General features: G+C 72.0%; 27 protein-coding genes and 1 riboswitch. Of the genes, 12 read left to right on the top strand and 15 right to left on the bottom strand.

What is annotated here, in order from left to right; genetic code table 11:
- Positions 1-421 precede the first annotated feature (421 nt).
- Both ACIRPU_RS32300 and ACIRPU_RS32295 read left to right on the top strand, forming a co-directional pair.
- Positions 422-1039 (top strand): DUF4126 domain-containing protein, encoded by a 618-nt coding sequence (locus tag ACIRPU_RS32300; protein ID WP_403873674.1) that lies wholly within the window; start codon positions 422-424, stop codon positions 1037-1039.
- A 38-nt stretch (positions 1040-1077) separates the two neighbouring features.
- Positions 1078-2580 (top strand): phytoene desaturase family protein, encoded by a 1503-nt coding sequence (locus ACIRPU_RS32295; protein WP_403873671.1) that lies wholly within the window; start codon positions 1078-1080, stop codon positions 2578-2580.
- Between the two features lie 55 nt (positions 2581-2635).
- On the opposite strand, the gene ACIRPU_RS32290 is transcribed toward ACIRPU_RS32295, so the two are convergent.
- The 6 genes from ACIRPU_RS32290 to ACIRPU_RS32265 form a co-directional block, all read right to left on the bottom strand.
- The gene (locus ACIRPU_RS32290; RefSeq protein WP_403873668.1) at positions 2636-3670 is read right to left on the bottom strand and encodes a hypothetical protein; all 1035 of its coding nucleotides are present in this window, start codon (positions 3668-3670) and stop codon (positions 2636-2638) included.
- A gap of 56 nt (positions 3671-3726) precedes the next feature.
- Entirely contained in the window at positions 3727-4650 is a 924-nt protein-coding gene (gene metF, locus ACIRPU_RS32285; protein WP_403873665.1) for a methylenetetrahydrofolate reductase [NAD(P)H], read from the bottom strand.
- Between the two features lie 88 nt (positions 4651-4738).
- A complete protein-coding gene (gene thiE, locus ACIRPU_RS32280) occupies positions 4739-5386 on the bottom strand; it encodes a thiamine phosphate synthase (protein ID WP_403873662.1) in 648 nt (215 codons plus the stop codon).
- Between the two features lie 77 nt (positions 5387-5463).
- Positions 5464-5829, bottom strand: coding sequence for an Rv2175c family DNA-binding protein (locus tag ACIRPU_RS32275; RefSeq protein ID WP_403873659.1), 366 nt, complete (start codon positions 5827-5829; stop codon positions 5464-5466).
- A gap of 59 nt (positions 5830-5888) precedes the next feature.
- Entirely contained in the window at positions 5889-7091 is a 1203-nt protein-coding gene (locus tag ACIRPU_RS32270; RefSeq protein ID WP_403873909.1) for an NAD(P)/FAD-dependent oxidoreductase, read from the bottom strand.
- 77 nt (positions 7092-7168) lie between these two features.
- A complete protein-coding gene (locus ACIRPU_RS32265; protein WP_403873656.1) occupies positions 7169-7519 on the bottom strand; it encodes a hypothetical protein in 351 nt (116 codons plus the stop codon).
- 52 nt (positions 7520-7571) lie between these two features.
- Positions 7572-7682, top strand: a riboswitch (TPP riboswitch).
- Here ACIRPU_RS32265 and thiO point away from each other — a divergent pair.
- The 5 genes from thiO to ACIRPU_RS32240 all read left to right on the top strand — a co-directional run bounded on the left by thiO (position 7680) and on the right by ACIRPU_RS32240 (position 12918).
- A complete protein-coding gene (gene thiO, locus ACIRPU_RS32260) occupies positions 7680-8846 on the top strand; it encodes a glycine oxidase ThiO (RefSeq protein WP_355703267.1) in 1167 nt (388 codons plus the stop codon). (Overlaps the previous riboswitch by 3 nt.)
- 71 nt (positions 8847-8917) lie before the next feature.
- Positions 8918-9118 (top strand): sulfur carrier protein ThiS, encoded by a 201-nt coding sequence (thiS, locus tag ACIRPU_RS32255; RefSeq protein ID WP_403873907.1) that lies wholly within the window; start codon positions 8918-8920, stop codon positions 9116-9118.
- Between the two features lie 3 nt (positions 9119-9121).
- Entirely contained in the window at positions 9122-9916 is a 795-nt protein-coding gene (locus ACIRPU_RS32250) for a thiazole synthase (RefSeq protein WP_403873652.1), read from the top strand.
- Between the two features lie 137 nt (positions 9917-10053).
- Positions 10054-11994 carry a Stk1 family PASTA domain-containing Ser/Thr kinase gene (gene pknB / locus ACIRPU_RS32245; RefSeq protein WP_403873649.1) on the top strand — a complete coding sequence of 647 codons (1941 nt, stop codon included), beginning with the start codon at positions 10054-10056 and terminating at the stop codon, positions 11992-11994.
- A gap of 45 nt (positions 11995-12039) precedes the next feature.
- Positions 12040-12918, top strand: coding sequence for a deoxyribonuclease IV (locus ACIRPU_RS32240; protein ID WP_403873646.1), 879 nt, complete (start codon positions 12040-12042; stop codon positions 12916-12918).
- A 33-nt stretch (positions 12919-12951) separates the two neighbouring features.
- Here the strand turns inward: ACIRPU_RS32240 and ACIRPU_RS32235 are convergent, their stop codons facing one another.
- Positions 12952-13584 (bottom strand): sulfite oxidase-like oxidoreductase, encoded by a 633-nt coding sequence (locus ACIRPU_RS32235; protein WP_355703263.1) that lies wholly within the window; start codon positions 13582-13584, stop codon positions 12952-12954.
- A gap of 198 nt (positions 13585-13782) precedes the next feature.
- On the opposite strand from ACIRPU_RS32235, the gene bfr reads away from it, so the two are divergent.
- A complete protein-coding gene (bfr, locus tag ACIRPU_RS32230) occupies positions 13783-14262 on the top strand; it encodes a bacterioferritin (protein WP_355703262.1) in 480 nt (159 codons plus the stop codon).
- 8 nt (positions 14263-14270) lie between these two features.
- Here the strand turns inward: bfr and ACIRPU_RS32225 are convergent, their stop codons facing one another.
- Both ACIRPU_RS32225 and ACIRPU_RS32220 read right to left on the bottom strand, forming a co-directional pair.
- Complete coding sequence (locus ACIRPU_RS32225; RefSeq protein WP_403873642.1) at positions 14271-14531, bottom strand: bacterioferritin-associated ferredoxin; 261 nt, start codon at positions 14529-14531, stop codon at positions 14271-14273.
- A gap of 123 nt (positions 14532-14654) precedes the next feature.
- Positions 14655-16007, bottom strand: a complete 1353-nt coding sequence (locus tag ACIRPU_RS32220; protein WP_403873639.1) for a class II 3-deoxy-7-phosphoheptulonate synthase — start codon at positions 16005-16007, stop codon at positions 14655-14657.
- 96 nt (positions 16008-16103) lie between these two features.
- Here ACIRPU_RS32220 and ACIRPU_RS32215 point away from each other — a divergent pair, with 96 nt between their 5' ends.
- Entirely contained in the window at positions 16104-16160 is a 57-nt protein-coding gene (locus tag ACIRPU_RS32215) for a trp operon leader peptide (protein WP_078912442.1), read from the top strand.
- Positions 16161-16278: 118 nt separating this feature from the next.
- Positions 16279-18171, top strand: coding sequence for an anthranilate synthase family protein (locus tag ACIRPU_RS32210; RefSeq protein ID WP_403873636.1), 1893 nt, complete (start codon positions 16279-16281; stop codon positions 18169-18171).
- Positions 18172-18178: 7 nt separating this feature from the next.
- Here ACIRPU_RS32210 and ACIRPU_RS32205 read toward each other — a convergent pair whose 3' ends face one another.
- The 4 genes from ACIRPU_RS32205 to ACIRPU_RS32190 all read right to left on the bottom strand — a co-directional run bounded on the left by ACIRPU_RS32205 (position 18179) and on the right by ACIRPU_RS32190 (position 22057).
- A complete protein-coding gene (locus ACIRPU_RS32205; protein ID WP_403873632.1) occupies positions 18179-19207 on the bottom strand; it encodes a 6-phosphofructokinase in 1029 nt (342 codons plus the stop codon).
- A 132-nt stretch (positions 19208-19339) separates the two neighbouring features.
- On the bottom strand, positions 19340-20020 hold the full coding sequence (locus ACIRPU_RS32200) for a response regulator (protein ID WP_403873629.1): 681 nt from the start codon (positions 20018-20020) through the stop codon (positions 19340-19342).
- Positions 20017-21252: a MacS family sensor histidine kinase gene (macS, locus tag ACIRPU_RS32195; RefSeq protein ID WP_403873626.1), complete on the bottom strand. Its 1236-nt coding sequence runs from the start codon at positions 21250-21252 to the stop codon at positions 20017-20019. The genes ACIRPU_RS32200 and macS overlap by 4 nt, the downstream gene beginning before the upstream one ends.
- Before the next feature lie 46 nt (positions 21253-21298).
- On the bottom strand, positions 21299-22057 hold the full coding sequence (locus ACIRPU_RS32190; RefSeq protein WP_403873623.1) for a lysophospholipid acyltransferase family protein: 759 nt from the start codon (positions 22055-22057) through the stop codon (positions 21299-21301).
- Between the two features lie 159 nt (positions 22058-22216).
- Between ACIRPU_RS32190 and ACIRPU_RS32185 the strand changes: the two genes are divergently transcribed.
- Positions 22217-22996 (top strand): alpha/beta hydrolase, encoded by a 780-nt coding sequence (locus ACIRPU_RS32185; protein ID WP_403873904.1) that lies wholly within the window; start codon positions 22217-22219, stop codon positions 22994-22996.
- Positions 22989-23651: a hypothetical protein gene (locus tag ACIRPU_RS32180; protein WP_403873620.1), complete on the top strand. Its 663-nt coding sequence runs from the start codon at positions 22989-22991 to the stop codon at positions 23649-23651. The genes ACIRPU_RS32185 and ACIRPU_RS32180 overlap by 8 nt, the downstream gene beginning before the upstream one ends.
- Here the strand turns inward: ACIRPU_RS32180 and ACIRPU_RS32175 are convergent.
- Both ACIRPU_RS32175 and ACIRPU_RS32170 read right to left on the bottom strand, forming a co-directional pair.
- Complete coding sequence (locus ACIRPU_RS32175; protein WP_403873617.1) at positions 23648-24409, bottom strand: endonuclease/exonuclease/phosphatase family protein; 762 nt, start codon at positions 24407-24409, stop codon at positions 23648-23650. The two genes, ACIRPU_RS32180 and ACIRPU_RS32175, sit on opposite strands and share 4 nt — an antisense overlap.
- 104 nt (positions 24410-24513) lie before the next feature.
- Complete coding sequence (locus ACIRPU_RS32170; protein ID WP_403873614.1) at positions 24514-25467, bottom strand: ROK family glucokinase; 954 nt, start codon at positions 25465-25467, stop codon at positions 24514-24516.
- Positions 25468-25526 lie beyond the last annotated feature (59 nt).

Here is a 25526-nt window from a genome sequence, read left to right as displayed (position 1 = left end):
ACGCGCGTGTGCGGCACCGCGCCGCGCCGCTGACACGCGCGTGGGCACACGAAAGCGCCGGTCCGCGATGGCCACGTCCCCCGTGGGCCGCCTCGAACCGGCGCTTCCTCGTGCTCCCCCGTTCCCCTCGTTCCCCCGTTCCCTCCCCCGTCGTTCCCCCGTTCGGTCGTTCCCCCGGGGTGCCCCCCGCGCCTCGCTCCCGCCGAACCGGCCGGCGGAAGGAGCGGATCGAGGGCCGCTCCGTTCCGGCGCCCCGTGTCGCCGGTGCCGGAGCCGCGCCTCTTTCCGTGCCACCACTGTCTCGTTCGCGCAGGTCCGCCCCCATCCGCGCGCGTACTCAACTCACTCACTAGGTACGCGTACTCAGCTCTGCGCACTCAACCTCAGGACGCCGCGCGGCCGACTGGTTACGATCGCGTCCGTGTCCGTACTCCCCCTCGTGTTCACCAGCGGCTGGGCCAGCGGCATCAACGCCTACGCGGTGGTGCTGCTGCTCGGCGTGTTCGGCGCGACCGGCCTGAGCGACGACGTCCCCGAGACGCTCCAGCGTCCCGAGGTGCTCATCGCCGCGGGTTTCCTGTTCCTGTGCGAGGCGGTCGCCGACAAGATCCCGTACGTGGACTCCGCGTGGGACACCGTGCACACGGTCGTCCGGCCGACGGCGGGGGCCTGGATCGGGGCGGTGCTCGCCGGGCAGAGCGGTTCGCTCTCCGACGCGGCGGCCGGCCTCCTGGGCGGTTCGACGGCGCTGGCCAGCCACGCCGTCAAGGCCGGCACCCGGATGGCGGTGAACTCCTCGCCGGAGCCGTTCAGCAACGTGATCGTGAGCCTGGCCGAGGATCTCGGGGTCGCCGGGATCGTGACGTTCGCGATATTCCATCCGGTGGCCGCCTCGGTCGTCGCGGGGGCCCTCCTGCTCGCCGGCCTGACGGTCCTCCTCTTCCTCGTCTCACGGATCCGCCGGTTCCTGCGGCGCAGGGCGCAGCGCCGGGAGGAACGCCGGCTGGCCCGGCTCCCGTGGCCACCGCCACCGGGCTGACGGCGTGACTGTCGGTGGCGGCCGATAAAGTCGCGGGCATGGCAGGGATTGCGGTGATCGGCGCCGGGACGGGCGCGTTGGCGGCGGCCGCCCGGCTGGCCGTCGCGGGCCACCGGGTGACGGTGTACGAGCGTACGCAGACGTACGGCGGAGCGGTGCGCCGCTTCGAGCGGGACGGGTTCGGTTTCGACACCGGGCCCGGTCTGCTGCCCCTGCCCGCCGTCTACCGCGACCTCTTCGTCAAGACCGGCAAGGAGCCGCTGGAGGCCTGCGTCGAGCTGGTCCAGGTCGATCCGTCCGCCCGGCACGTCTTCGCGGACGGCACCGAGGTGGCGCTGCCGAACGCCTCGCGCGCGGGGGTCGTCACGGCGCTGGACGAGGCGCTCGGCGCGCCCGCCGGACAGCGCTGGGGCGACTTCCTGGTCCGGGCCCGCGAGGCCTGGGACCGCACCCGCCGACCGCTTCTGGAGGAGCCCCTCTGGGACGACTGGTCGGTGCTGGCCGCCCGCGAGCCCTACCCGGCGGTCCCGCACAAGCGCCTGCTGCGCACCCGCCGGGCGGGCACCCTCGCCGAGGTCGGCGCCTGGGAGCTGCGTGACCCCCGACTCACCGCGCTGCTCGAGGGCCACGCGCTCGCGTACGGCCTGGACCCGCGGGTCACCCCGGCGAGCGCGGCCGTGCTGCCGTACATGGAGCACGCCTTCGGCACCTGGTACGTGCGCGGGGGGATGCGGGAGCTGGCCCGCGCGGTCTACGAGCGGTGTCTGGCCCGCCGGGTGGAGTTCGTGTTCGGCGCCGAGGTCACCCGGATCCTGGAGAAGGACGGCCGGGCGGTGGGTGTGGAACTCGCTGGGGGCACCGCCCAGGCTTTCGGCTCTGGGGGAGGCGCGGTGCGGGAGGCGGACTTCGTGGTCGCTCCCGGCAGCGTCGGCGGTCTGCCCGCCCGCGCGGACGGCGAGGTGGCCCCCCAGCAGGGCCTGCCGAGCCGGCTGACCGTCCTGCTCGCGCTGCGCGGCGCGCGGCCGGAGGGGACCGCGCACCGCACGGTGGTGCACACGGTGGACCGCGACGGCGAGTTGGAGAGCCTCTTCGGTGCGACGCCGTCAGTGCCCGCGCGGCCGACGGTGACGGTCCTGCGGCCCGACGACCCGGCCCTGGTCCCGGACGGCGACCATGAGGCGGTCACGCTCGGTGCGGTGGTCCCCGCGGGCGCGAAGACGCGCGAGGAGCACGTGGACGCGCTGGTCGCGGTCGCCGAGCGGGCCGTCCCCGGTCTGCGCGACCGCGTCCTGTGGCGCGAGGTGCGCACCCCCGCCGACATCGCGCGGGAGACCGGCGCTGCGGGCGGGGCGGTCCCGGCGCCGGCGCTGGCCGCAGCCGGGGGGCGGCTGCTGCATCCCGCCAACTCCACGGCTGTGCAAGGTCTGTTCACCGTCGGCGGCTGGTCCCATCCGGGCGGCGGACTGCCCCACGCGGGCATGTCGGGCGCGCTGGTGTCCGGGCTGATCGTGGAGGGCCCGCGGTTCCGGGGCTCGCAGTGAGCGTCCGGGGCTCCCGGCGCCTGCGACGAGGGCGGTGCCCGGGAGGACGCGGCCGTCAGAACCGATACTGCTCGTCGTAGCCGTTGCCCTGGCCGTGCCCCTGCTGCTGCCCGTCGCCCTGGTACGGGTACTGCTGCTCGGGCGGGAGTTCGCCGCCCAGCGGGTCGTCCGTGCTGCGCTGCTGCGGGACCCAGACGCCGCCGGCCGGGGTCTCCCCGTAGCCGCCGGCGCCGTACTGCTCCTGGCCGTAGCCCTGTTGTCCGTACTGCTGCTGGCCGTAACCGGCGTCGTAGGAGCCGCCGCCGTAGGTCTGGGTGCCGATGTACGGGTCGGAGTAGGCGGCGTACTGCTGCTCGCCGTTGGCGTCGTACCCGTACTGCTGCTGGTGGTAGCCGGAGTACGTGTCGTACCCGTAGTTCTGGTCCGCGCCCTGGGCGGCCGTCGCGTACTGGTCCTGGGGCTGGCCCTGAGACTGGTCCTGGCCGGTCGCGGCCGCGTAGGCGGTGTCGCTGTATATGCCGTAGGAGCCGGTGTCGTCGGGCAGGGGCTGCGGCTCGTACACGGACGTGGTCTCGGCGGCCGAGGGGTCGGCGGTGCGGGCCGCGGGCGTGAAGACGTCGTCGCGGTCGTAGTCGTCCTCACCGAAGGCGCTCTTGTCGCCGAAGGTGTTCGTGTCCTGGCCGAACGCCACGTCGTCGCCGCCGTACTGCGGTTCGGAGCCGAAGCCGGCCTCGCCCGCCTCGAGGCCGGAGACCTCGAGCGACGGGTCCTTGCGCTCGGCCTTGCCGCGGCGGCGCTTGGGGGCGGCCGCGCCCTCATCGTCCGGGTCCGCGTCCCCGCGCCGGAAGGCCCAGCCCTCGGCGAAGCCGCGCCGGAACGAGAGCGTGACGTACGTCTGGCCGACCGCGAAGGCGGCCGCGCCCAGCGCGATGACGATGACCGACGGGATCAGGACACCGAGGACGACGCCGAGGAAGCCGACGAAGGCCAGCAGTCGAAAGCGCAGCCGCGCCTTGTACTGCAGCAGCACCTCGCCGAGCAGCCACAGCGCGACGATGCCGAACGCGATGTAGAGGACCGTCCAGCCCATGTACGCCCCTCTCCCAGTGGCCGCTACGCAGTGTGTCGTATCTGGATGCGACCGGTCTAGGCCTGCGGCGGATGGTGCAGGCCCAGGTTCTCGTAGATTTCCAGCGTCGCCGTGGAGCTGTTGAGCGTGATGAAGTGCAGTCCGGGCACTCCCTCGGCCAGCAGCCGTGCGCAGAACTCCGTGGCGAAGTCGATGCCAATGGAGCGTACAGCGGCCGGATCGTCTTTGGCTGTGAGGATCCGCTCTTTCAGGGCGGCCGGGAAGTGGGCGTTGCTGAGCCTGGGCAGGCTCTCCAGCATCTTCACACTCGTCACCGGGAGCACCTCGGGGATGACCGGAGTCACACAACCGGCCGCCGCGACCCGGTCGCGCAGCCGCAGATAGGACTCGGGCTCGAAGAACATCTGCGTGATGGCGTAGTCGGCGCCTGCCCGGCACTTGTCGACGAAGTGCGCGACGTCCGTGTCCCAGTCGTCGGAGCGCGGGTGCATCTCGGGGAAGGCGGCGACACCCACGCAGAAGTCGCCCGACTCCTTGATGAGCTGGACGAGTTCGGCGGCGTACGTCAGACCCTTGGGGTGCGGCACCCACGCGCCCATGGGGTCGCCGGGCGGGTCGCCGCGCACGGCGAGCATGTTGCGGATCCCGGCGTCGGCGTACTGGCCGATGATGTTGCGCAGCTCGGCGATGGAGTGGTCCACGGCGGTGAGGTGCGCGACCGGCGTGAGGGTGGTGTCGACGACGATCTGCTGGGTCTCCCTGACCGTCGTGGCCCGGGTGGAGCCGCCGGCGCCGTACGTCACCGAGACGAAGTCGGGGGCGACGGCCTCGACCCTGCGCAGCGCGTTCCACAGGCTCCGCTCACCCTTGGGCGTCTTCGGCGCGTAGAACTCGAACGAGTACGTCGTCTTGCCGGTCGCCAGGATGTCGCGCACGGTGCGCGCGCGGTCCGTCCTGGTGGATGCGGTTCCTAGGGCCATACCCGCAGGTTAGTCAGGGGCGGGCGGTCCCCCAACCGGATGTGGGAAATTTGCCCGGATTGTCGACTTGTTGTCCACCCCTTGGACGTCACACCTCGCGCAGCCGCTTCGCGAACTCCGCCGCCGCGGCACCCGGGTCGTCCGCGTCCGTGATCGCCCGGACGACGACGACCCGGCGGGCGCCCGCCGCCAGCACCTCGTCCAGGTTCCCGAGGTCGATGCCGCCGATGGCGAACCACGGGCGGTCGGCGCCCAGGGCGGCCGTGTGCCGGACCAGGTCGAGGCCGGGGGCGGGCCGGCCGGGCTTGGTGGGGGTGGGCCAGCACGGGCCGGTGCAGAAGTAGTCGACCCCGTCCTGGACGGCGGCGGCCTCGGCCTCCGCCGCCGTGTGCGTGGAGCGGCCGATGAGGACGTCCTCGCCGAGGATCGCGCGGGCCGCGGGGACCGGCAGGTCGCCCTGTCCGAGATGGAGCACGTCGGCGGTGGCCGCGTGCGCGACGTCCGCGCGGTCGTTGACCGCGAGCAGCCGGCCGTGCCGGGCGCAGGCGTCGGCGAACACCTCGAGGCGCTCCAGCTCCTCGGCCGCCTCGATGCCCTTGTCACGCAACTGGACGATGTCGACGCCGCCCGCGAGGACCGCGTCCAGGAACTCCGGGAGGTCGCCCTGGCGGGTACGGGCGTCCGTGCAGAGGTACAGCAGCGCGCCGGCCAGGCCGGTGCGGGCGGTGTCGGGCATACGAGGGTCCCCCCGGGGCGGCGGCGTACGGGAGCGAGCGCCCCCGTACGCCGGATGTGTCGGTTCCAGTACGCGGTTCAGACGGCGAGCGCCTGGGCGCGGCGCTTCACCTCCGTGCCGCGATTCTCGCTCAGGGCCTGCGCGGGCGTGCCGGGCAGGCTCGGGTCGGGGGTGAAGAGCCACTCGAGCATCTCTTCGTCCTTGAAGCCGTCGTCCCGCAGCAGGGTCAGGGTCCCGACCAGGCCCTTCACCACCTTGTCCTCGTCGATGAAGGCGGCGGGGATGTGCAGGGCACGGTTCTCTCCCCGGCGTACGGCGATGAGCTGGCCGTCCTTGATCAGCTGCCGGACGCGGATCACGTCGATATCGAGCATCTCCGCGATGTCGGGCACGGTGAGCCAGGCGGGGACGAGAGCATCGGTCTTTGCGTCAATCTCGGTCACGGGAACAAGCCTGCCATCTGCCGCTGACAGTCGGAAACCGAGCCGGTCCGACCAGGCGCTCAGGCCGCGGCCGTCGCCGCCTTCATCGGCCTCGCCGGGTCCGCGAGCAGCCGCGGATTCATGGGCGTGCCCGCCTGGATCAGCCGCTTGCCCTGGGCGAGGTCGCGCGCCCGGCCCACGGCCAGCAGGGCGACCAGCCGGTCCTCGCGCAGCCAGCACACCGACCAGGCCGGCCCCGACGGGTCGCCGCGCCACAGGACGCGGTCGGCGTCGGCGTGGTGCCCGGCGTACTGGACGAAGCGGCCGAACTGCTCGGACCAGAAGTACGGGACCGGGTCGTAGACGGCCAGGGGTTCGTCGGTGGCGGCGCCGACGATGTTCGCCGCGACCGTGCGCGGCCCCTGGAGGGCGTTGTCCCAGTGATGGACGAGGAGCCGCTCGCCGTACCGCCCCGAGGGGAAGGACGCGCAGTCGCCGACCGCGTACACATCCGGCACGGAGGTCCGCAGCTGGGCGTCGGCGACGACCTCGCGGTGGGCGCCGAGCGCGACGCCGGAGCCGGCCAGCCAGGCGGTGGCGGGGCGGGCGCCGATGCCCACCACGACCGCGCCCGCGGGCAGCCGGGAGCCGTCGTCCAGGACGACCGCGCCGGGCTCGACGCGCTCCACGCGCGCGTGGGTGCGCAGATCGATGCCGCTGTCGGCGTACCAGGCGGCCATCGGGGCGGCGACCTCGGCGGGCAGGGCCCCGGCCAGCGGCCGGTCGGCGGCCTCGACGACGGTGACCGCGCAGCCGGCCTCCCGCGCGGCCGTGGCGAACTCGGCGCCGATCCAGCCGGCCCCGACGACCACGACGTCGTGCTGCCGGGCGAGTACGGGCCGCAGCCGTTCGGCGTCGTCCAGGGTGCGCAGCAGATGCACGCCGGGCACGCCCTCGGCGCCGGGCAGCCGGATCGGTTCGGCGCCGGTGGCGAGGACGAGGACGTCGTACGGGACGGGCCCGGCCTCGGTGTCCAGCTCGTGGTCGGCCGGGCGAAGGCCGCTGACCTCGCGGCCGAGCACCAGCTCGATGCCGAGGCCCTCGAAGTCGACGTCGAAGGCGGAGCCCTCGGCGTTGCCGAGCAGGACGGCCTTGGACAGCGGGGGCCGGTCGTAGGGCTGGTGGGGCTCCGCGCCGATCAGCGTCACCGTGCCGTCGAAGCCCTGTTCCCGCAGCGCGACGGCGGTCTGCACCCCCGCCATGCCCGCGCCGACGACCACCACGCGCCGCCCGGAGGGGCCGCCTTCTTCCTGCCTCTGCTCACTCACCTGATCACCTTAGGCGGCTGACGAATCGTCAGTCAGTGCTCGTGCGCCGTGACCTGCTCCACAACGCTGGTGCCGCTGCCCTTCTGCGACTCCCACGCCCAGGTCTCCTCGAGCCGCACCCGTCCGTCCGCCAGCTCCACGACCGTCGAGACGCAGTGGCCCGAGGACGTCGTCCCGTCATGCTTGAGCTGTACGTACCGGAAGTCGAGCCGGTCCCCTTCTCGGGTACCCACCAGATGCCCGCGTACGACGTCGCCGCCCGCGTACTCCGCCCAGATCTCGCCGCCGCTCTCGTGGTACGTGAAGCGGGTGCGGGTGCCGACCTGGCCCGGGGCCTGGTCGGCGACGGGCGCGAGGACGAGGCCGTCCAACGAGCGGGGCATGACGAAAGGCTCCCTTACAGACGCGCCGGACCACGGGCTAGGGTGGCCAACCTAGAGCACACGCGGGAGTCCGGACGCACCGGGCTGAGAGGGAGGCTGGCGGCCTCCGACCGTCGAACCTGATCCGGGTCATGCCGGCGAAGGGAGGGGCTGGACGCCCATGTCGTCTCCACGTACGTCAGACGTCCTCGTCATCGGGGGCGGGATCATCGGCCTGGTCACGGCCTGGCGGGCCGCGCAGCGCGGCTTCGGCACGGCGGTGGTCGACCCGGCGCCGGGCGGCGGGGCCGCCCAGGTGGCGGCCGGGATGCTGGCCGCCGTCACGGAACTGCACCACGGCGAGCAGACCCTGCTCGGCCTCAACCTGGCCTCCGCCCGCCGTTATCCGGACTTCGCGGCCGAGCTGACGGAGCTGACCGGGCGCGACCTCGGCTACCGGCGCTGCGGCACGCTCGCGGTGGCGCTGGACTCCGACGACCGCGCCCATCTGCGCGAACTGCACGCCCTTCAGCGGCAGTCGGGGCTGGAGTCGGAGTGGCTGTCCGGGCGCGAGTGCCGCCGCCTGGAGCCGCTGCTGGCGCCCGGGGTGCGCGGTGGGCTGCGGGTCGACGGCGACCACCAGATCGATCCGCGACGGCTGACCGGGGCGCTGGTGGCCGCGTGCGAGCGGGCCGGGGTGGCCTTCCATCGGGTGCGCGCCGAGCGGCTGTCCGTCGTGGGCGGGCGCGCCACGGGGGTCGTCACGGGGGACGGTACGGCCCTGGCGGCCGGGCAGGTGGTGCTCGCCGGCGGCAGCCTGAGCGGACGGCTCGCGGGGGTGCCGCAGGACGTGCTGCCTCCCGTACGGCCGGTGAAGGGCCAGGTGCTGCGGCTGACCGTGCCGCCGCGGTACGCGCCGTTCCTGAGCCGGACCGTGCGGGCCGTGGTGCGCGGCAGCCAGGTCTACCTGGTCCCCAGGGAGAACGGCGAGCTGGTCGTCGGTGCGACCAGCGAGGAGCTGGGCTGGGACACGACGGTGACGGCCGGGGGCGTGTACGAGTTGCTGCGCGACGCCCATGAGCTGGTGCCGGGGATCACCGAGCTGCCGCTCACGGAGACGCGCGCGGGGTTGCGGCCCGGGTCCCCGGACAACGCGCCGCTGCTCGGGCCGACCGAGCTGGCGGGGTTGCTGCTGGCCACCGGGCACTACCGCAACGGCGTGCTGCTGACGCCGGTGACGGGTGACGCGATGGCGCATGCCCTGGCCACCGGCGAGCTCCCGGACGAGGCCCGCCCCTTCACGCCCCGGCGCTTCGGCGCCACCGCACTCTCGGAGCAGCCCGCATGAACGCCCACAGGAACACCCAGGCCGCCCATGACACCCATGACGCCCGTGACGACGCCCGGGGGAACGCCCGCGTGAACGTCTCGGTGAACGGAGAGCGGCGGGAGTTCGCTGCCGGTACGGCGCTCGACAGCGTCGTACGGTCCCTGACGCCGGCGCCGGCCGGGGTGGCCGCCGCGCTCAACGAGACCGTCGTCCCGCGCGCGCAGTGGCCGTCCACCGCGCTGCGCGACGGTGACCGGGTGGAAGTCCTCACCGCCGTCCAGGGAGGCTGAGCCATGGCCGACGATCCCTTCGTCCTCGGCGGCAGGTCCTACTCGTCCCGTCTGATCATGGGTACGGGGGGTGCGCCCAGCCTGGACGTGCTGGAACGGGCGCTGGTGGCGTCCGGGACCGAGCTGACGACGGTCGCGATGCGCCGGGTTGGCCCCTCGGTGCACGGTTCCGTGCTGTCGGTGCTGGAGCGGCTCGGTGTCCGGGTGCTGCCGAACACGGCGGGGTGCTTCACCGCCGGAGAGGCCGTGCTGACCGCTCGGCTGGCGCGGGAGGCGCTGGGCACCGACCTGATCAAGCTGGAGGTCATCGCCGACGAGCGCACGCTGCTGCCGGACCCGATCGAGCTGCTGGAGGCGGCGGAGACGCTGGTGGACGACGGGTTCACCGTGCTGCCGTACACGAACGACGATCCGGTGCTGGCCAGGAAGCTGGAGGACGTGGGGTGCGCGGCGGTGATGCCGCTGGGCTCTCCGATCGGCTCCGGTCTGGGCATCCGCAACCCGCACAACTTCCAGCTGATCGTCGAGCACGCGCGCGTGCCGGTGATTCTCGACGCGGGTGCGGGCACCGCGTCGGACGTGGCGCTGGCGATGGAGCTGGGGTGCGCGGCGGTGATGCTGGCGTCGGCGGTGACGCGGGCGCGGGAACCCGAGCGGATGGCGTCGGCCATGCGGGCCGGCGTCGAGGCGGGAAGGCTGGCCCGGCTGGCCGGACGGATCCCGCCCCGCTACTTCGCGGAGGCGTCCTCGCCCGTGGAGGGCCGGGCCATGCTGGACCCCGAGCGCCCCGCGTTCTGACCGCCGCTCGGCTACTGTCCGGTCTCCGGATACGCGAGTCGCGGGACCCGTGGGTTGCGTCACAGGTCGGCTCCAGTAGCGCTGCGATCGCGGTGGAACCGGCGGAGGTGTCAGCGGCGGCTCGTACACTCACCTGCGTGGACACGACCCTTCAGGACCCTCTGGTCGGGCAGCTGCTCGACGGCCGGTATCGCGTAGAGGCGCGGATCGCGGTCGGCGGGATGGCCACGGTCTACCGGGCCGTGGACACCCGCCTGGACCGCGTGCTCGCGCTCAAGGTGATGCACCCGGCGCTCGCCGCCGACGGGGCGTTCGTCGAGCGGTTCATCCGGGAGGCCAAGTCCGTCGCCCGGCTCGCCCACCCGAATGTCGTTCAGGTGTTCGACCAGGGCGCCGACGGGTCGTACGTCTATCTGGCCATGGAGTACATCGCCGGGTGCACGCTGCGTGATGTGCTGCGGGAGCGCGGGGCGCTCCAGCCCCGGGCCGCGCTCGACATCCTGGAGCCCGTGCTGGCCGCGCTCGGCGCCGCGCACCGGGCCGGGTTCGTGCACCGGGACATGAAGCCCGAGAACGTGCTCATAGGGGATGACGGGCGGGTCAAGGTCGCGGACTTCGGACTGGTGCGCTCCGTCGACACCGTGACCACCACCACGGGAGCCGTGCTCGGCACCGTCGCCTATCTCGCTCCCGAGCAGATCGAGCAGCCCGGCGCCGCCGACCCCCGGGTCGACGTGTACGCGTGCGGGGTGGTCCTCTACGAGATGCTCACCGGTGAGAAGCCCCACGACGGCGACTCCCCCGCGATCGTGCTCTACAAGCACCTCCACGAGGACGTTCCGCCGCCGTCCGCCCTCGTTCCCGGGCTGCCGTTCGAGCTGGACGAGCTCGTGGCGTCGGCCACCGCCCGCACCCCCGACGTCCGGCCGTACGACGCCGTGGCACTGCTCGGGCAGGTGCGGGAGGCGCGCGCTCCGCTCAGCGTGGACCAGCTGGACGCGCTGCCGCCGCAGGCCGTCTCCGCGGGACACGACAACGCCGAGGACCGCACGAGCGTGATCCCGCGCTCGCTCACCGTGCCCCGTCCGCTCCCCGTCAACGACGACGATCCGGCCGACGGCGAGGACCCGCTCAACCGCACCTCGCGCTTCCAGAGCGGGCCGCCCCTGCCGCCCCGGCGCCGTTCCGCGCGGCCCCGGCGCGGGGTGCTCGCGCTCATCGCCGCCGTCCTGCTGGTGTTCGGCGTGGGAGCCGGCGTCTGGTACATCAACTCCGGCCAGTTCACCAAGGTCCCCGCCGTGCTGACGCAGAAGGAGGCGGAGGCCAGGACACGACTGGAGGCCGCCGGTCTCGAGGTCGGCAAGGTGCGGCACCAGAACAGCGACACCGTGAAGCGCGGCACCGTCATGGACACCGACCCCGATCCGGGCGCCCGGATCCGCAAGCACGACTCCGTGACGCTCACCGTCTCCGACGGCCCGGAGATCGTGAAGGTGCCGGATGTGGAGGGCTCCCGGCTGGACAAGGCCGAGGAGCTGCTGAAGACGGACGGCCTGGAGCCGGGTCTGGTGACCCAGGAGTTCAGCGACGACGTCATCAAGGGCTTCGTGATCAGCACCGACCCGGAGGCGGGCACGAAGCGCCGCGCGGGCACCGCGGTCTCGATCGTGGTCAGCAAGGGCAGCCCGGTCGACATCCCGGACGTCACCGGCGACGCCCTGGACGACGCCAAGGCCGAGCTGGAGGAGGCCGGCCTGAAGGTGAAGGTCGCCACCGGGCAGGTCAACTCCGAGTTCGACAAGGGCCTGGTCGCGACGCAGACCCCGGAGGAGGGCAGCGAGGCCGCCGAGGGCGACACGGTGACGCTGACGGTGTCCAAGGGGCCGGAGATGGTCGAGGTCCCGGACGTGGTCGGCGCGAGCGTCGACGACGCCAAGTCGCTCCTGAAGCAGTCCGGGTTCGAGGTCGAAGAGGACCGGGGGCTGCTCGGGATCTTCGGCGACACCGTGAAGAGCCAGTCCGTGGACGCCGGCGACACGGCGCCCAAGGGTTCGACGATCACGATCACCATCCGGTGACCGGGCGGTGCCGGGACGGCGCCCGGGGCATGACACCCTGAACCGGTGAGTTCTCCAGCCCCCTTCCCCTCCCGCAACCCCGTCGGCGGTCACGTCCCCGTGGCCGGCGGTCTGCACGACGTGGGCATGTCCTACGCGCACGACCTCGACGCCGAGACGGTCCAGGTCTTCGTCGCGAACCCGCGCGGCTGGGCCACTCCCGTCGGCAACCCGCGGCAGGACGAGGCCTTCCGGGAGGCGTGCGCGGCGCGGTCGGTCCCGGCGTACGTCCACGCTCCGTACCTGATCAACTTCGGCTCGCACACCGAGGCCACGGCCGAGCGGTCGGTGGAGTCGATGCGGCACTCACTGCGTCGCGGCCGGGAGATCGGCGCGCTGGGCGTGGTCGTGCACACGGGGAGCGCGACGGGCGGGCGGGACCGGTCCGTGGCGCTGAAGCAGGTGCGTGAGTACCTGCTGCCGCTGCTGGACGAGCTGACCCACGACGAGGACCCGTTCCTGCTGCTCGAGTCCACCGCCGGACAGGGCGCCTCGCTCTGCTCCCGGACCTGGGACTTCGGTCCGTACTTCGAGGCGCTGGACGCCCATCCCAAGCTGGGCGTCTGCCTGGACACCTGCCACATCTTCGCGGCCGGGCACGACCTGACCGGCCCGGCCGGCATGCACCAGACCCTCGATCTGCTGGTGGACACGGTCGGCGAGGGCCGGCTGAAGCTGATCCACGCCAATGACTCCAAGGACGTGGTCGGCGCTCACAAGGACCGGCACGAGAACATCGGCGCGGGCCACATCGGCGAGGACCCGTTCCGGGCGCTGATGACCCACCCGGCCACCGCGGGCGTACCGCTGATCATCGAGACGCCCGGCGGCAAGGAGGGGCACGCGGCGGACGTGGAGCGGCTGAAGAAACTCCGGGACGGCTGACGCCGGACCGGGGAGAGACGCCGTACCGGGGGATCAGAGCTCCGGGCCGTCGCCCGGCCCCTCCTGGTACGAGTAGCGCTGTTCCCTCCAGGGGTCGCCGAGGTTGTGGTAGCCGCGCTCCTCCCAGAAGCCACGGCGGTCGGCGGTCATGTACTCGACACCGCGAACCCACTTGGGGCCCTTCCAGGCGTAGAGGTGCGGAACGACCAGCCGCAGCGGGAAGCCGTGCTCGGCGGTGAGCAGCTCGCCGTCCTTGTGGGTGGCGAAGATCGTGCGCTCGGCGGCGAAGTCGGACAGGCGAAGGTTCGAGCTGAAGCCGTACTCGGCCCACACCATCACATGGGTGACGTTCGGGGCGGGCGGAGCGCTCCGCAGGATCGTGCGGGCCGGGATCCCGCCCCACTCCGCGCCGAGCATGCTGAACTTCGTCACGCAGTGCAGATCGGCCACGACGGACGCGTACGGAAGGGCCGTGAACTCCTCGTGGTTCCAGCAGCGCTTCTCACCGTCGGCGGTGGCGCCGAAGACCCTGAACTCCCAGCGTTCGGGCCGGAACTTGGGCACCGGACCGTAGTGCGTGACGGGCCATCCCCGCTGAAGTCGCTGTCCCGGCGGAAGCTCGGACACTGCTTCTTCTCCAGATTCGCGCTCCACCGGCTGACCCATGACTCCATCCTGACAGACCCCGGACGGTGCACATGACCAGCCATGACCGGGCATATCCCGAATCGGGCAACTGCCACTAAGCATGCACTAACTTACTAAGTACGCACTTACTGGACGATCTTCGACACCGGTGCAATCATTCGGCGGCAGCCTCCCCGATTCCCCTCCCCGATTCCCCATGCGGAAGGAGCCTCTGCGATGCAGGGCGACCCCGAGGTCATCGAGTTCCTCAACGAGCAGCTCACCGGCGAGCTCACCGCGATCAACCAGTACTTCCTCCACGCCAAGATGCAGGAGAACTTCGGCTGGACGAAGCTCGCCAAGTACACCCGGCACGAGTCGTTCGACGAGATGAAGCACGCCGAGGTGCTCACCGACCGGATCCTGTTCCTGGACGGCCTGCCGAACTACCAGCGGCTCTTCCATGTGCGGGTCGGCCAGACGGTCAGGGAGATGTTCGAGGCCGACCGTCAGGTCGAGGTCGAGGCGATCGACCGGCTGAAGCGCGGGATCAAGGTGATGCGCGAAAAGGGTGACATCACGTCCGCGAACATCTTCGAGTCGATCCTCGAGGACGAGGAGCACCACATCGACTACCTCGACACGCAGCTCGAGCTGGTGGAGAAGCTCGGCGAGGCGCTGTACCTCGCGCAGCTGATCGAGCAGCCGGAGAGCTGAGGCCCCGCCTAGGCGGCTTCGTCGAGGTCTTCGAACTCCTCGAACTCCTCGGACTTCTCGAGTTCGGCGAGGACCGGCCTGCCCTGGTCCGCCAGGTCCCGGCGCGGACAGGCGCCGCGGCCGAGGATCGCCTGGATGCGACGGACGCACGACCCGCAGTCCGTGCCCGCCTTGCAGGCGGAGGCGATCTGGCGGGGTGTGCCGGCTCCGTTGTCCGCGTGCTGCTGGACCTGCGCCTCGGTCACGCCGAAGCAGCTGCATACGAACACGCGGATTCACCTCCCGCCGAGATCAATAAGGCTAACCTAACCTTACCCGGCGGTCGGCGGACACAAAAGTGCAGTGGGGCGCGGATCGTATGTGATCCGCGCCCCACTGCCATGACCGAGGGGTCACTGGTCCCGGTACATCTCCGCCACGAGGAACGCCAGGTCCAGGGACTGGCTGCGGTTCAGGCGGGGGTCACAGGCCGTCTCGTAGCGCTGGTGCAGGTCGTCGACGAAGATCTCGTCGCCGCCGCCCACGCACTCGGTGACGTCGTCACCGGTCAGCTCCACATGGATGCCGCCCGGGTGGGTGCCGAGGCCCTTGTGGACCTCGAAGAAGCCCTTGACCTCGTCGAGCACGTCGTCGAACCGGCGGGTCTTGTGACCGGAGGCCGCTTCGTAGGTGTTGCCGTGCATCGGGTCGGTGATCCAGGCCACGGTCGCGCCCGAGGCGCTGACCTTCTCGACCAGCTCGGGCAGCTTGTCGCGGACCTTGTCGGCGCCCATGCGGACGATGAAGGTCAGCCGGCCCGGCTCGCGGTCGGGGTCGAGGCGCTCGATGTACTGCAGCGCCTCCTCGGCCGTGGTCGTCGGGCCGAGCTTGATGCCGATCGGGTTGCGGATCTTCGAGGCGAACTCGATGTGCGCGTGGTCCAGCTGCCGGGTGCGCTCACCGATCCACACCATGTGCGCCGAGACGTCGTACAGCCGCCCGGTGCGGGAGTCGACCCTGGTCAAAGCGGACTCGTAGTCGAGCAGCAGCGCCTCGTGCGAGGAGAAGAACTCGACCGTCTTGAACTCCTCCGGGTCGGCCCCGCAGGCGTGCATGAAGTTCAGTGCCTGGTCGATCTCACGGGCGAGCTGCTCGTAACGCTGACCGGACGGGGACTGCCTCACGAAGTCCTGGTTCCAGGCGTGCACCTGGCGCAGGTCGGCGTAGCCGCCGGTGGTGAAGGCACGCACCAGGTTGAGCGTGGAGGCGGACGCGTTGTACATCCGCTTCAGCCGCTCGGGGTCCGGGATACGGGACGCCTCGTCGAAGTCGAAGCCGTTGACCGAGTCGCCCCGGTACGTCGGCAGGGTCACGCCGTCGCGGGTCTCCGTGCCCTTGGAGCGCGGCTTGGAGTACTGGCCGGCGATCCGGCCGACCTTGACGACCGGCACCGAGGCCGCGTACGTCAGCACGGCGCCCATCTGGAGCAGCGTCTTGAGCTTGTTGCGGATCTGATCGGCGGACACCCCGTCGAACGCCTCGGCGCAGTCGCCGCCCTGGAGAAGGAACGCCTCTCCCTTGGCGACGGCCGCCATCCGGGCGCGCAGCTGGTCGCACTCGCCCGCGAAGACGAGCGGTGGATACGACTCGAGGTCCGCGATCACTGCGCGCAGAGCCTCGGTGTCGGGGTACTCGGGCTGCTGCGCCGCGGGCAGGTCTCGCCAGGTGTTGCCAGCGCTGGCGCTGGTCTTAGCGTTCACGGTCACGCCCTCAACATTACGGGGTCGTGTCGAGTCGTTTTCGCCCGGCTCGACAGGTGAGACGCCCTCCCGCTCAGGTGCGCGTCGGGTAGGGTGCGTCACATGTTCGCGCTTTCGACCCAGAACTGGTGGTGGACCGCTCATCCGGCGGCCCACTGAACTGCGCGTACGCAAGACTTCGCGAAGGCCGCCCGAGGGCGGCCTTCGGCGTGTCCGGGGCCGTTCCTCACCGATACCGATAACGACATCGATCGAGATCGACGGAAAAGGAACCCCCATGGACCTGGCACGGCTGCTCCACGACGACCGCCCGTTCGCCCTGCTCCGCCGCCGCACCCCCGGCCATGACGCGGACACGGTGGAGGTGCTGCTCGGCCCGGTCGGCACGTACGACCGGCTCGCCGACCTGCCCGAGGAGGGCCTGGCGCTCGTCCCCTTCCGGCAGATCCGCGAGCGCGGCTTCGACGTCCGCGACGACGGCACCCCGCTGGCGGTGCTGGTTCCCGAGGAGCGTCACGTCCTGCCCCTGGCGGACGCCCTCGACCAACTGCCGGCCCGGGAGGTGCGCGTCGAGGACGGTGGCTTCGACGTGGCCGACGAGGAGTACGCGGAGATCGTCGGACGGGTGCTGCGGGACGAGATCGGCCGGGGCGAGGGCGCCAACTTCGTCATCCGGCGGACGTACCAGGGGCGGATCCCGGGGTTCGGCCGGGCCGACGCGCTGGCCCTCTTCCGGCGGCTCCTGGAGGGCGAGCGGGGCGCCTACTGGACGTTCGTCGTGCACACCGGGGACCGGACGCTGGTGGGGGCCAGCCCCGAGGTGCATGTGCGGATGTCCGGCGGCACGGTCGTGATGAACCCGATCAGCGGGACGTACCGGTATCCCGCGCAGGTTCCGACGCCCGAGCGGCTGCTGGACTTCCTCGCCGACGGCAAGGAGATCGAGGAGCTGTCGATGGTCGTCGACGAGGAGCTCAAGATGATGTGCACGGTCGGTGACATGGGCGGGGTGGTGATCGGACCCCGGCTGAAGGAGATGGCGCATCTCGCGCACACGGAGTACGAGCTGCGCGGCAGGTCCTCGCTGGATGTGCGGCAGGTGCTGAAGGAGACCATGTTCGCGGCGACCGTCACCGGCTCGCCCGTACAGAACGCCTGCCGGGTCATCGAGCGGCACGAGGTCGGCGGGCGGGGTTACTACGCCGGCGCGCTGGCGCTGCTGGGCCGGGACACGGGCGGGGCGCAGACCCTCGACTCCCCCATCCTCATCCGCACCGCCGACATCGACGCGGCCGGGCGGCTGCGGGTGCCGGTGGGCGCCACACTCGTCCGCGGGTCGGATCCGGCGGCCGAGGTCGCGGAGACGCACGCGAAGGCGGCGGGCGTCCTGGCCGCGCTCGGCGTCCGGCCGGGCAGGCCGGGGACGAACGGCGCGCGGCCCCGGCTGGCCGACGACCCCCGGGTGCGGGCGGCGCTGGACGGACGGCGGGCCTCGCTCGCGCCGTTCTGGCTGCGGATGCAGGAGCGGACGGAGGAACTGACCGGGCACGCGCTCGTCGTGGACGGCGAGGACACCTTCACCGCGATGCTCGCCCATGTGCTGCGGTCGAGCGGTCTCGAGGTGAGCGTCCGGCGCTACGACGAAACCGGGTTGACGGAGTCGGTGCTCGCGCACGAGGGGCCCATCGTGCTGGGCCCCGGCCCCGGCGACCCGTCCGACCTGACCGACCCGAAGATGCTGTTGCTGCGGAAGCTGACGGCGCGGGTGATCCGGGAGCACCGGCACGGTGTCCTCGGGGTCTGCCTCGGGCACGAGCTGATCGCGGCGGAGCTGGGGCTGGACATCGTACGGAAGGAGGTGCCGTACCAGGGGGCGCAGACGACCGTGGACCTGTTCGGGCGGGCGGAGACCGTCGGGTTCTACAACAGCTTCGTGGCGCTGTGCGACGACGCGGCGCTGCGGGAGCTGGCCGCGCACGGCGTGGAGGTGAGCCGGGCCGCGAACGGCGAGGTGCACGCGCTGCGCGGGCCGCGGCGCGCCGAGGGCGCCCCCATCAACGCGGTCGCCGGGGTCCAGTTCCATCCGGAGTCGGTGCTGACGCTGAACGGGGCGTCCGTGGTGCGGGAGTTGATGGCCCGGGTGTGCGCCGAGCCGCGGCCGGCCCGTTAGCGGTCCGTCAGCCGAAGAACACGCCGACCTCCGTGTACAGCTTCGGGTCCACCGTCTTCAGTCTCGCGGTGGCCTCGGCGATCGGTACGCGGACGATGTCCGTGCCGCGCAGGGCGACCATCTTGCCGAAGTCGCCCTCGTGGACGGCGTCGATGGCGTGCAGGCCGAAGCGGGTGGCGAGCCAGCGGTCGAAGGCGCTCGGCGTGCCGCCGCGCTGGACGTGGCCGAGGACCGTCGTACGGGCCTCCTTGCCCGTCCGCCGTTCGATCTCCTTGGCGAGCCACTCGCCGACGCCGGACAGCCGGACGTGTCCGAAGGAGTCCAGCGACCCGTCCTTCAGCACCACGTCACCGTCCCTGGGCATCGCGCCCTCGGCGACGACCACGATCGGGGCGTACGACGACCGGAAGCGGGAGGTCACCCAGGCGCAGACCTGCTCGATGTCGAAGCGCTGCTCGGGGATGAGGATGACGTTGGCGCCGCCGGCCAGGCCCGAGTGCAGGGCGATCCAGCCGGCGTGACGGCCCATCACCTCGACGACGAGGACGCGCATATGAGACTCGGCGGTGGTGTGCAGCCGGTCGATGGCCTCGGTGGCGATGCCCACGGCGGTGTCGAAGCCGAAGGTGTAGTCGGTGGCGGACAGGTCGTTGTCTATCGTCTTGGGGACGCCGACGCAGGGCACCTGGTACTCGTCGAAGAGGCGGGCGGCGACCCCGAGGGTGTCCTCGCCGCCGATGGCGATGAGGGCTCCGACCCCCTGCCGGGCGAGGGTGTCCTTGATGCGGCGGATGCCGTCCTCCTCCTTGAGGGGGTTGGTCCGCGAGGAGCCGAGGATCGTGCCGCCGCGGGGCAGGATGCCGCGCACCGCGCGGATGTCGAGGCGGATCGACCTTCCCTCCAGGGGGCCCCGCCAGCCGTCGCGGAACCCGACGAATTCATGGCCGTACTCCTGGACGCCCTTGCGGACGACCGCCCTGATGACGGCGTTGAGGCCCGGGCAGTCCCCGCCTCCGGTCAGTACTCCGACGCGCATGGAAGTGTCCCTTCGCCGCGGTTGGTCCGACGAAGGTCACGGTAATGGTGATCCAGGTCACACAGATATGCCTCGGCAGGTTCAATTCCGGTGAATCGCCGGGGTATTGGCCGCCGCCGTCAGCGGCCGTCGTCACTCGTCGTCGAGGCCGCGCTCTATCGCGTACCGGACCAGCTCCACCCGATTGTGGAGCTGGAGCTTGCCGAGGGTGTTCTGGACATGGTTCTGGACCGTGCGGTGGGAGATGACGAGGCGTTCGGCGATCTGCTTGTAGCTCAGACCCTTGGCGACCAGCCGCAGCACCTCGGTCTCCCGGTCGGTCAGCCGGGGCGCGTGGGGTTCGTCGCCGCCGCCGGAGGCGGGGCCGGGGTCGGAGGCCAGCCGGCGGTACTCGCCGAGGACCAGTCCGGCCAGGCCCGGGGTGAACACCGGGTCGCCGACGGCCGTGCGGCGCACCGCGTCCAGCAGCTCCTCCGTGGACGCCGACTTCAGCAGGTAGCCGGTCGCGCCGGACTTCACCGCCTCCAGCACGTCGGCGTGCTCACCGCTCGCCGACAGCACCAGGACCCGCAGGGCCGGGTTCGCGGCGACGACCTCCTTGCAGACCTGGACGCCGGGCTTGGCCGGCAGGTTCAGGTCCAGCACCAGCACATCGGGCGTGGTGGCCTTGGCCCGGCGCACGGCCTGCTCGCCGTCGCCCGCGGTGGCGACCACGTCGAGGCCGGCCTCGGCGAGGTCCCGGGCGACGGCGTCGCGCCACATGGGGTGGTCGTCGACCACCATGACCCTGATCGGATCCTGCGCCCTGTTCATCGCTGTCCCGCCTTCCCCCGTCGCACGTTCTTGTCCTTCTTCTCCTTCGGCACCGTCAGTTCGACCTCCGTGCCCTGCCCCGGCGTGGAGATCAGCTCGGCGCTGCCGCCGAGATCGCGCAGCCGGCCCCGGATCGACTGGGCGACCCCGAGCCGCCCCTCGCCCTCGGCCTGCGCGAGCCGCCCCTCGGGGATGCCGGGCCCGTCGTCCCGCACGGTGATGATCACCTCGTCGGGCTCGTCCTCCACCAGGATCCAGGCCCGGGCGTCCTCCCCTGCGTGTCTGCGGACGTTGTCCAGGGCCGCCCCGACCGCCGCGGCCAGCTCCTTCGCGGCGGGCGCGGGCAGCAGCACCGGAGCGCCCGGCTCGGCGAGATTGACGCGGGCGGCGGCGAAAGGAGCGAGCAGCGAGCGCAGGTCGACCGGCCCGGTCTGCTCCGCCGGCTCCTCCACCGCCCGCACGACGGCGCCCTCGGCCGCGTCCTGCGACACCCGCGAGACGGGCACGAGACCGCCGGCGACCAGGGTGCGCAGGGCGACCTCCTGCTCGCCGGCCATCCGACCCAGTTCGGCCGCCTCACCGCCGAGGACCGCGCCGCGCCGCTGCACCATGGCCAGCACCTGGAGCACCCCGTCGTGGATGTCCCGGGCGAGCCGCTCCCGCTCCCGGGTCGTGGCCTCGATCTCCAGCGCGCGGGCGAGGGTGCGCTCGGAGGCGCGGGCCACCTCGACGACGTAGCCGATGGCGATGGAGGCGACCCAGACGAGGATCACGTTGTGGATGGTGTCGCGGGCCGGGGTGCCGCGCTCGACCAGGTTGGCGACCGCGACCGCCGTGGACGCGAACGCCGCCCAGCGCCAGCCGCCCTTGATGGCGAACGCCAGGACGGAGCCGGCGGTCCATATCGACGGCAGCGTCGGGCCGCCCGACTGGATGCGCTCAGGGGCGTCGGCCACCGTCGTGAGCAGGATGCCGGTCAGCGCGATGGTGAGGTCGGCGGCGAGGAAGCGCTTGGTGCAGCTCGCCGCGCTCGCGACCTTGGGCAGGGTGGCCACGGTCCAGACGAACAGGACGCAGTAGTAGCCGACGGCCACCCAGGGCCGGGCGAACCCGTCGTAGGCGGTGGCGAAGAAACCCACCGCATACAGCATGGTGAGCACCCGGTACCCGGCGAGCGCACGCCACAGCGGCAGCTCGACCGACATCCTCATGACTCTCTCGCGCCTGGCCATCCGTCCCCCGCCCCCGGGCCCCGACTACTGACTGCCGCCCACCGACCTACTGCTCTTTGTCCTTCTTCGCCTGGTCCCTCTCGGCCTGCGCGAGCGCCGCCTTCGCGGCCTTCTCCGCTTCCTTCTCGGCCTTCGCCGCCTCCGTGATCTGCCGCTTGGCAGCGGTGGCGTAGATGTCGACGTACTCCTGGCCGGAGAGCTTCATGATCTCGTACATGACCTCGTCGGTCAGTGCGCGCAGCACGAAACGGTCGTGGTCCATGCCCTGGTACCGGGCGAACTCCAGCGGCTTGCCGATGCGGATGCCGGGCCGCATGACCTTCGGCAGCACCTTCCCGGGCGGCTGGATCTTCTCGGTGTCGATCATCGCGACCGGGATCACGGGCGCGCCGGTGGCGAGCGCCACCCGCGCGAGGCCGCCCGGCTTGCCGCGGTAGAGCCGGCCGTCCGGCGACCGCGTGCCCTCGGGGTAGATGCCGAACAGCTCGCCCCGCTCGAGCACCTCTATGCCGCTCCGGATCGCCGCCTCGCCGGCCCCGCGACCGCCGGAGCGGTCCACCGGGAGCTGGCCGACGCCCTTGAAGAAGGCCGCCGTCAGCCGGCCCTTCACACCGGGCGTGGTGAAGTACTCCGCCTTCGCGATGAAGGTCACCTTGCGGTCGAGGACCGCGGGCAGGAAGAACGAGTCCGAGAAGGACAGGTGGTTGCTCGCCAGGATCGCGGGGCCCTCGGCGGGAATGTTCTCGAGGCCTTCCACCCAGGGCCTGAAGGTGACCTTCAGCGGTCCCCCGATAGCGACCTTCATCGCGCCGTACAACAAGCGAGTGCCTCCTGTTTGTGTCGCACAGACCTTAACCCGGAGTGGCCGCAAAGGCTCCGACGACCCTGGTCGGTGTCAGTGCGGTCGCGTACGGTGAAGCAGACGTCCCTCCCATGAAGAACAGACGAAGACAGGAGACCGATGGTGCCGGTCCTTCCTGGAGCCGAGCCGTACCGCCATGAGGGCGGAGAGGTCGGGGTGCTCCTCTGTCACGGCTTCACCGGTTCCCCGCAGTCGCTGCGCCCCTGGGCCCGGTACCTGGCCGGGCAGGGCCTGACCGTCTCGCTGCCGCTGCTGCCCGGACACGGCACGCGCTGGGAGGACATGGCGCTGACCGGCTGGCCGGACTGGTACGCGGAGGTGGACCGCGAGCTGCGCGCCCTGCGCGACCGCTGTTCCCGGGTGTTCGTGGCCGGTCTGTCCATGGGCGGCGCGCTGGCCCTGCGGCTCGCCGCGAAGCACGGGCAAGGGGTGGACGGCGTCATCGTCGTCAACCCGGCGAACCGGGTGCACGGCCTGTCCGCGTACGCCCTTCCGGTGGCCCGCCATCTCGTCAGGACGACGAAGGGGATCACCAGCGACATCGCGAAGGAGGGTGTGCTGGAGAGCGGGTACGACCGGGTGCCGCTGCACTCGGCGCACTCCCTGCGCACCTTCCTGCGCATGGTCGACGGCGAACTGCCGCAGGTCACGCAGCCGCTGATGCTGCTGCACAGCGCCCAGGACCATGTCGTGCCGGCCGCCGACTCGGCCCGGGTCCTCGGCCGGGTGTCGTCGACGGACGTGACCGAGATCCTGCTGGAACAGAGCTACCACGTGGCAACGTTGGACCACGATGCGGACCGGATCTTCGAGGAGAGCTACGCGTTCATCGCCCGGATCGCGCCCAGTGTCGGCAAGGAAGGGACGGCCGTAGGTGGCTGAGCACGACTCCGACCGTGAGGACCGGGAGAACCGGGACGAACGGGACGGCCCGGAGGGCCGGGAGGGCCGCGCGCCGGAGGAGCAGAGCGTGCCCTTCGACGAGGCCGCCGCGTGGGCGGCGATCGTCGCGGGATACGGCGAGGAGCCGGCGGACCCGCCGGGCGCCAAGCCGTTCAAGTCGGTCGAGGACCTGGCGCTGCTCGAGGTCCGGACGAACGACGAGGCGGCCAAGGCGGAATCCGGCAGGGAACCCGCGAAGGACGCCGCCGAGGAGCCCGGCGAGGAACCCGGCGAGGAGAAGGAACCGGCCAAGCCGCTGGGCAGCTCGATCGCCTTCGCGCCCGGCGTCGGCCCGCGTGACTACAAGGCGCCCGAGCCGGCGGAGGAGGACTTCGACGGGGACGACGAGGGTCACTTCGTCCCGCCGGAGCCGCCGCCGCTGCCCGCCGCCGACACCACGGCCAAGTTCGCCTGGCTCGGGGTGATCGGCGGGCCGCTGCTGCTCCTGCTCGCGGTGCTGCTGGGCTGGGAGATGACGTGGTGGCTGTCGACCGTCGGCATCGGCGGTTTCCTCGGCGGCTTCGCCACCCTGGTGATGCGGATGCGCACGGACGACGAGGAGGACGGGGATCCCGGGCGGGGAGCGGTCGTCTAGGGCCTGTCCGCGGGGATCCTGAGGGCGGCGAGGACCGGAAGGTGGTCCGTGGCCGCCCTCAAGTCGCTCCCGGTGACTCCGGGAAGCCCGATCGGCACCCCGCAGCCCAGCACCTCCACGCCCTTCGTCACGAAGATCCCGTCGATGCGACGGTTCGGCCCGGTGGACGGGAAGGTGTCCTCGGCGCCCCAGGGGGCGGCGGTGCGGCAGTCCTGGAGAGCGGTGGCCAGGCGGTCGAACGTACGGCCGCCGGGGCTCTCGTTGATGTCTCCGCCCGCGACCGCGTGCTCCACCCCCATCCCGGCGAGGCGGTCGAGCAGCAGGCCCGCCTGCTCGTGGCGTTCGGCCGCCGTCAGGCCGAGATGACAGCCGGCCACGCCGAGCCGGGCGCCCCCGAAGCGGACCACCGCGGTGGCGAATCCCCGGCGGTGCTCGCCGGGGGTGAGCGGCAGCAGGACGTCCTCGGTGCGCTCGACGGTCGCCCGCAGCGAGCACAGGAGGGCCGGACCGGCCGCCGTGCCGCCGCCGGTGAGGATCACCTGGCCGGAGGCGGCCGCGAGGCGGGCGAGCTTCTTGCGCCAGCGGAAGAAGCGGGGAGCCTCCTGGACGAGGGTCAGGTCGGGGGCGCAGGCCGTGATGACCCGGGCCAGGGCCTCGGTGTCGTCCCGCAGGGAGCGGATGTTGTAGCTGAGGACCCGGATGACGGCCGAACCGTCGGGCTCGGTGCGGGAGTTGGGTAGCGGCGAGGTCGTCGGCATAGCGATCAAGATACGCCGCTCCGTCCCCTACGTCCCAAAAAGCGAACGGGGGCCGCGAGCGGCCCCCGTGTTGACGCCGTGTCGACGCCCTGCGCGTGGTGCGACTACATGATCGGGTCGGGTTCTCTCGCCAGGTCCGCCGCCCCCACCAGGCCCGCCTTGTTGCCCAGCCGGGCCGCGATGACATCGGCCACCGGGCGCCAGTTGCCGCCGACCAGCCAGCGCTTGTAGGACTTCCGGATCGGGTCGAGGACCAGCTCGCCCTCGTCCGAGAGACCGCCGCCGACGATGAACGCGGACGGGTCGAACAGCGATGCCAGGTCGGCGAGGCCGGCGCCGGCCCAGCGGGCGAGCTCACGGTAGGAGTCGACCGCGACCGGGTCGCCCTGGCGGGCGGCCATGGAGATGTGCTTGCCCTCGATGCCGTCGGGGTTGCCGTCGCCCAGCGACAACAGGATCTCGGCGTTCTCGGGGGTCGCGTTGGCGCGCTGCTTGGCGTAGCGCACGAGAGCGCGGCCGGAGGCGTACTGCTCCCAGCAGCCCTGCGAGCCGCAGCCGCACAGCAGGCCGTCCGGCACCATGCGGATGTGGCCGAACTCGGCGGCGACGCCGAAGTGGCCGCGGCGCAGCTTGTTGCCGATGATGATGCCGCCGCCGAGGCCGGTGCCGAGGGTGATGCAGATGACGTTGCGGTGGCCCTTGCCCGCGCCGAACTTGTACTCGCCCCACGCCGCGGCGTTGGCGTCGTTCTCCACCACGACGGGGAGACCCACGCGGGCCTCTACCTCGTCCTTGAGCGGCTCCTGGCGCCAGTCGATGTTGGGCGCGAAGTAGACCGTCGAGCGCTGGCGGTTGACGTAGCCGGCGGCGCCGATGCCCACACCGACGATGTCGTGCCCGGCACGTGCGCCCTCCACGGCGGAGGCGATGGCGTCCACGATGCCCTCGGGCGTGCCCGGGGTCGGCACCTTGTGGGTCGAGAGGATGTTGCCTTCCTCGTCGACCACGCCGGCCGCGATCTTCGTGCCGCCGATGTCGACGCCGATGGTGAGTCCCATGAATCCCTCAGTTTCGGTCGAGCCCCGCTACGGCCAACCGTACCCGAGGCCCTGCCCCC

Source organism: Streptomyces sp. NPDC102259, assembly GCF_044766465.1.
GTDB lineage: Bacteria > Actinomycetota > Actinomycetes > Streptomycetales > Streptomycetaceae > Streptomyces.
Note: the sequence above shows the minus strand (reverse complement) of the source record. Positions and strands in the feature narration are given on the sequence as shown.

Coding starts and splice junctions, on each gene's coding strand:
- ACIRPU_RS32295 (WP_403873671.1), top strand. CDS start 1,078: ATGGCAGGGATTGCGGTGATCGGCGCCGGGACGGGCGCGTTGGCGGCG.
- ACIRPU_RS32290 (WP_403873668.1), bottom strand. CDS start 3,670: ATGGGCTGGACGGTCCTCTACATCGCGTTCGGCATCGTCGCGCTGTGG.
- metF (WP_403873665.1), bottom strand. CDS start 4,650: ATGGCCCTAGGAACCGCATCCACCAGGACGGACCGCGCGCGCACCGTG.
- thiE (WP_403873662.1), bottom strand. CDS start 5,386: ATGCCCGACACCGCCCGCACCGGCCTGGCCGGCGCGCTGCTGTACCTC.
- ACIRPU_RS32265 (WP_403873656.1), bottom strand. CDS start 7,519: ATGCCCCGCTCGTTGGACGGCCTCGTCCTCGCGCCCGTCGCCGACCAG.
- thiO (WP_355703267.1), top strand. CDS start 7,680: ATGTCGTCTCCACGTACGTCAGACGTCCTCGTCATCGGGGGCGGGATC.
- ACIRPU_RS32250 (WP_403873652.1), top strand. CDS start 9,122: ATGGCCGACGATCCCTTCGTCCTCGGCGGCAGGTCCTACTCGTCCCGT.
- ACIRPU_RS32235 (WP_355703263.1), bottom strand. CDS start 13,584: ATGGGTCAGCCGGTGGAGCGCGAATCTGGAGAAGAAGCAGTGTCCGAG.
- bfr (WP_355703262.1), top strand. CDS start 13,783: ATGCAGGGCGACCCCGAGGTCATCGAGTTCCTCAACGAGCAGCTCACC.
- ACIRPU_RS32210 (WP_403873636.1), top strand. CDS start 16,279: ATGGACCTGGCACGGCTGCTCCACGACGACCGCCCGTTCGCCCTGCTC.
- ACIRPU_RS32205 (WP_403873632.1), bottom strand. CDS start 19,207: ATGCGCGTCGGAGTACTGACCGGAGGCGGGGACTGCCCGGGCCTCAAC.
- ACIRPU_RS32200 (WP_403873629.1), bottom strand. CDS start 20,020: ATGAACAGGGCGCAGGATCCGATCAGGGTCATGGTGGTCGACGACCAC.
- macS (WP_403873626.1), bottom strand. CDS start 21,252: ATGGCCAGGCGCGAGAGAGTCATGAGGATGTCGGTCGAGCTGCCGCTG.
- ACIRPU_RS32190 (WP_403873623.1), bottom strand. CDS start 22,057: ATGAAGGTCGCTATCGGGGGACCGCTGAAGGTCACCTTCAGGCCCTGG.
- ACIRPU_RS32175 (WP_403873617.1), bottom strand. CDS start 24,409: ATGCCGACGACCTCGCCGCTACCCAACTCCCGCACCGAGCCCGACGGT.
- ACIRPU_RS32170 (WP_403873614.1), bottom strand. CDS start 25,467: ATGGGACTCACCATCGGCGTCGACATCGGCGGCACGAAGATCGCGGCC.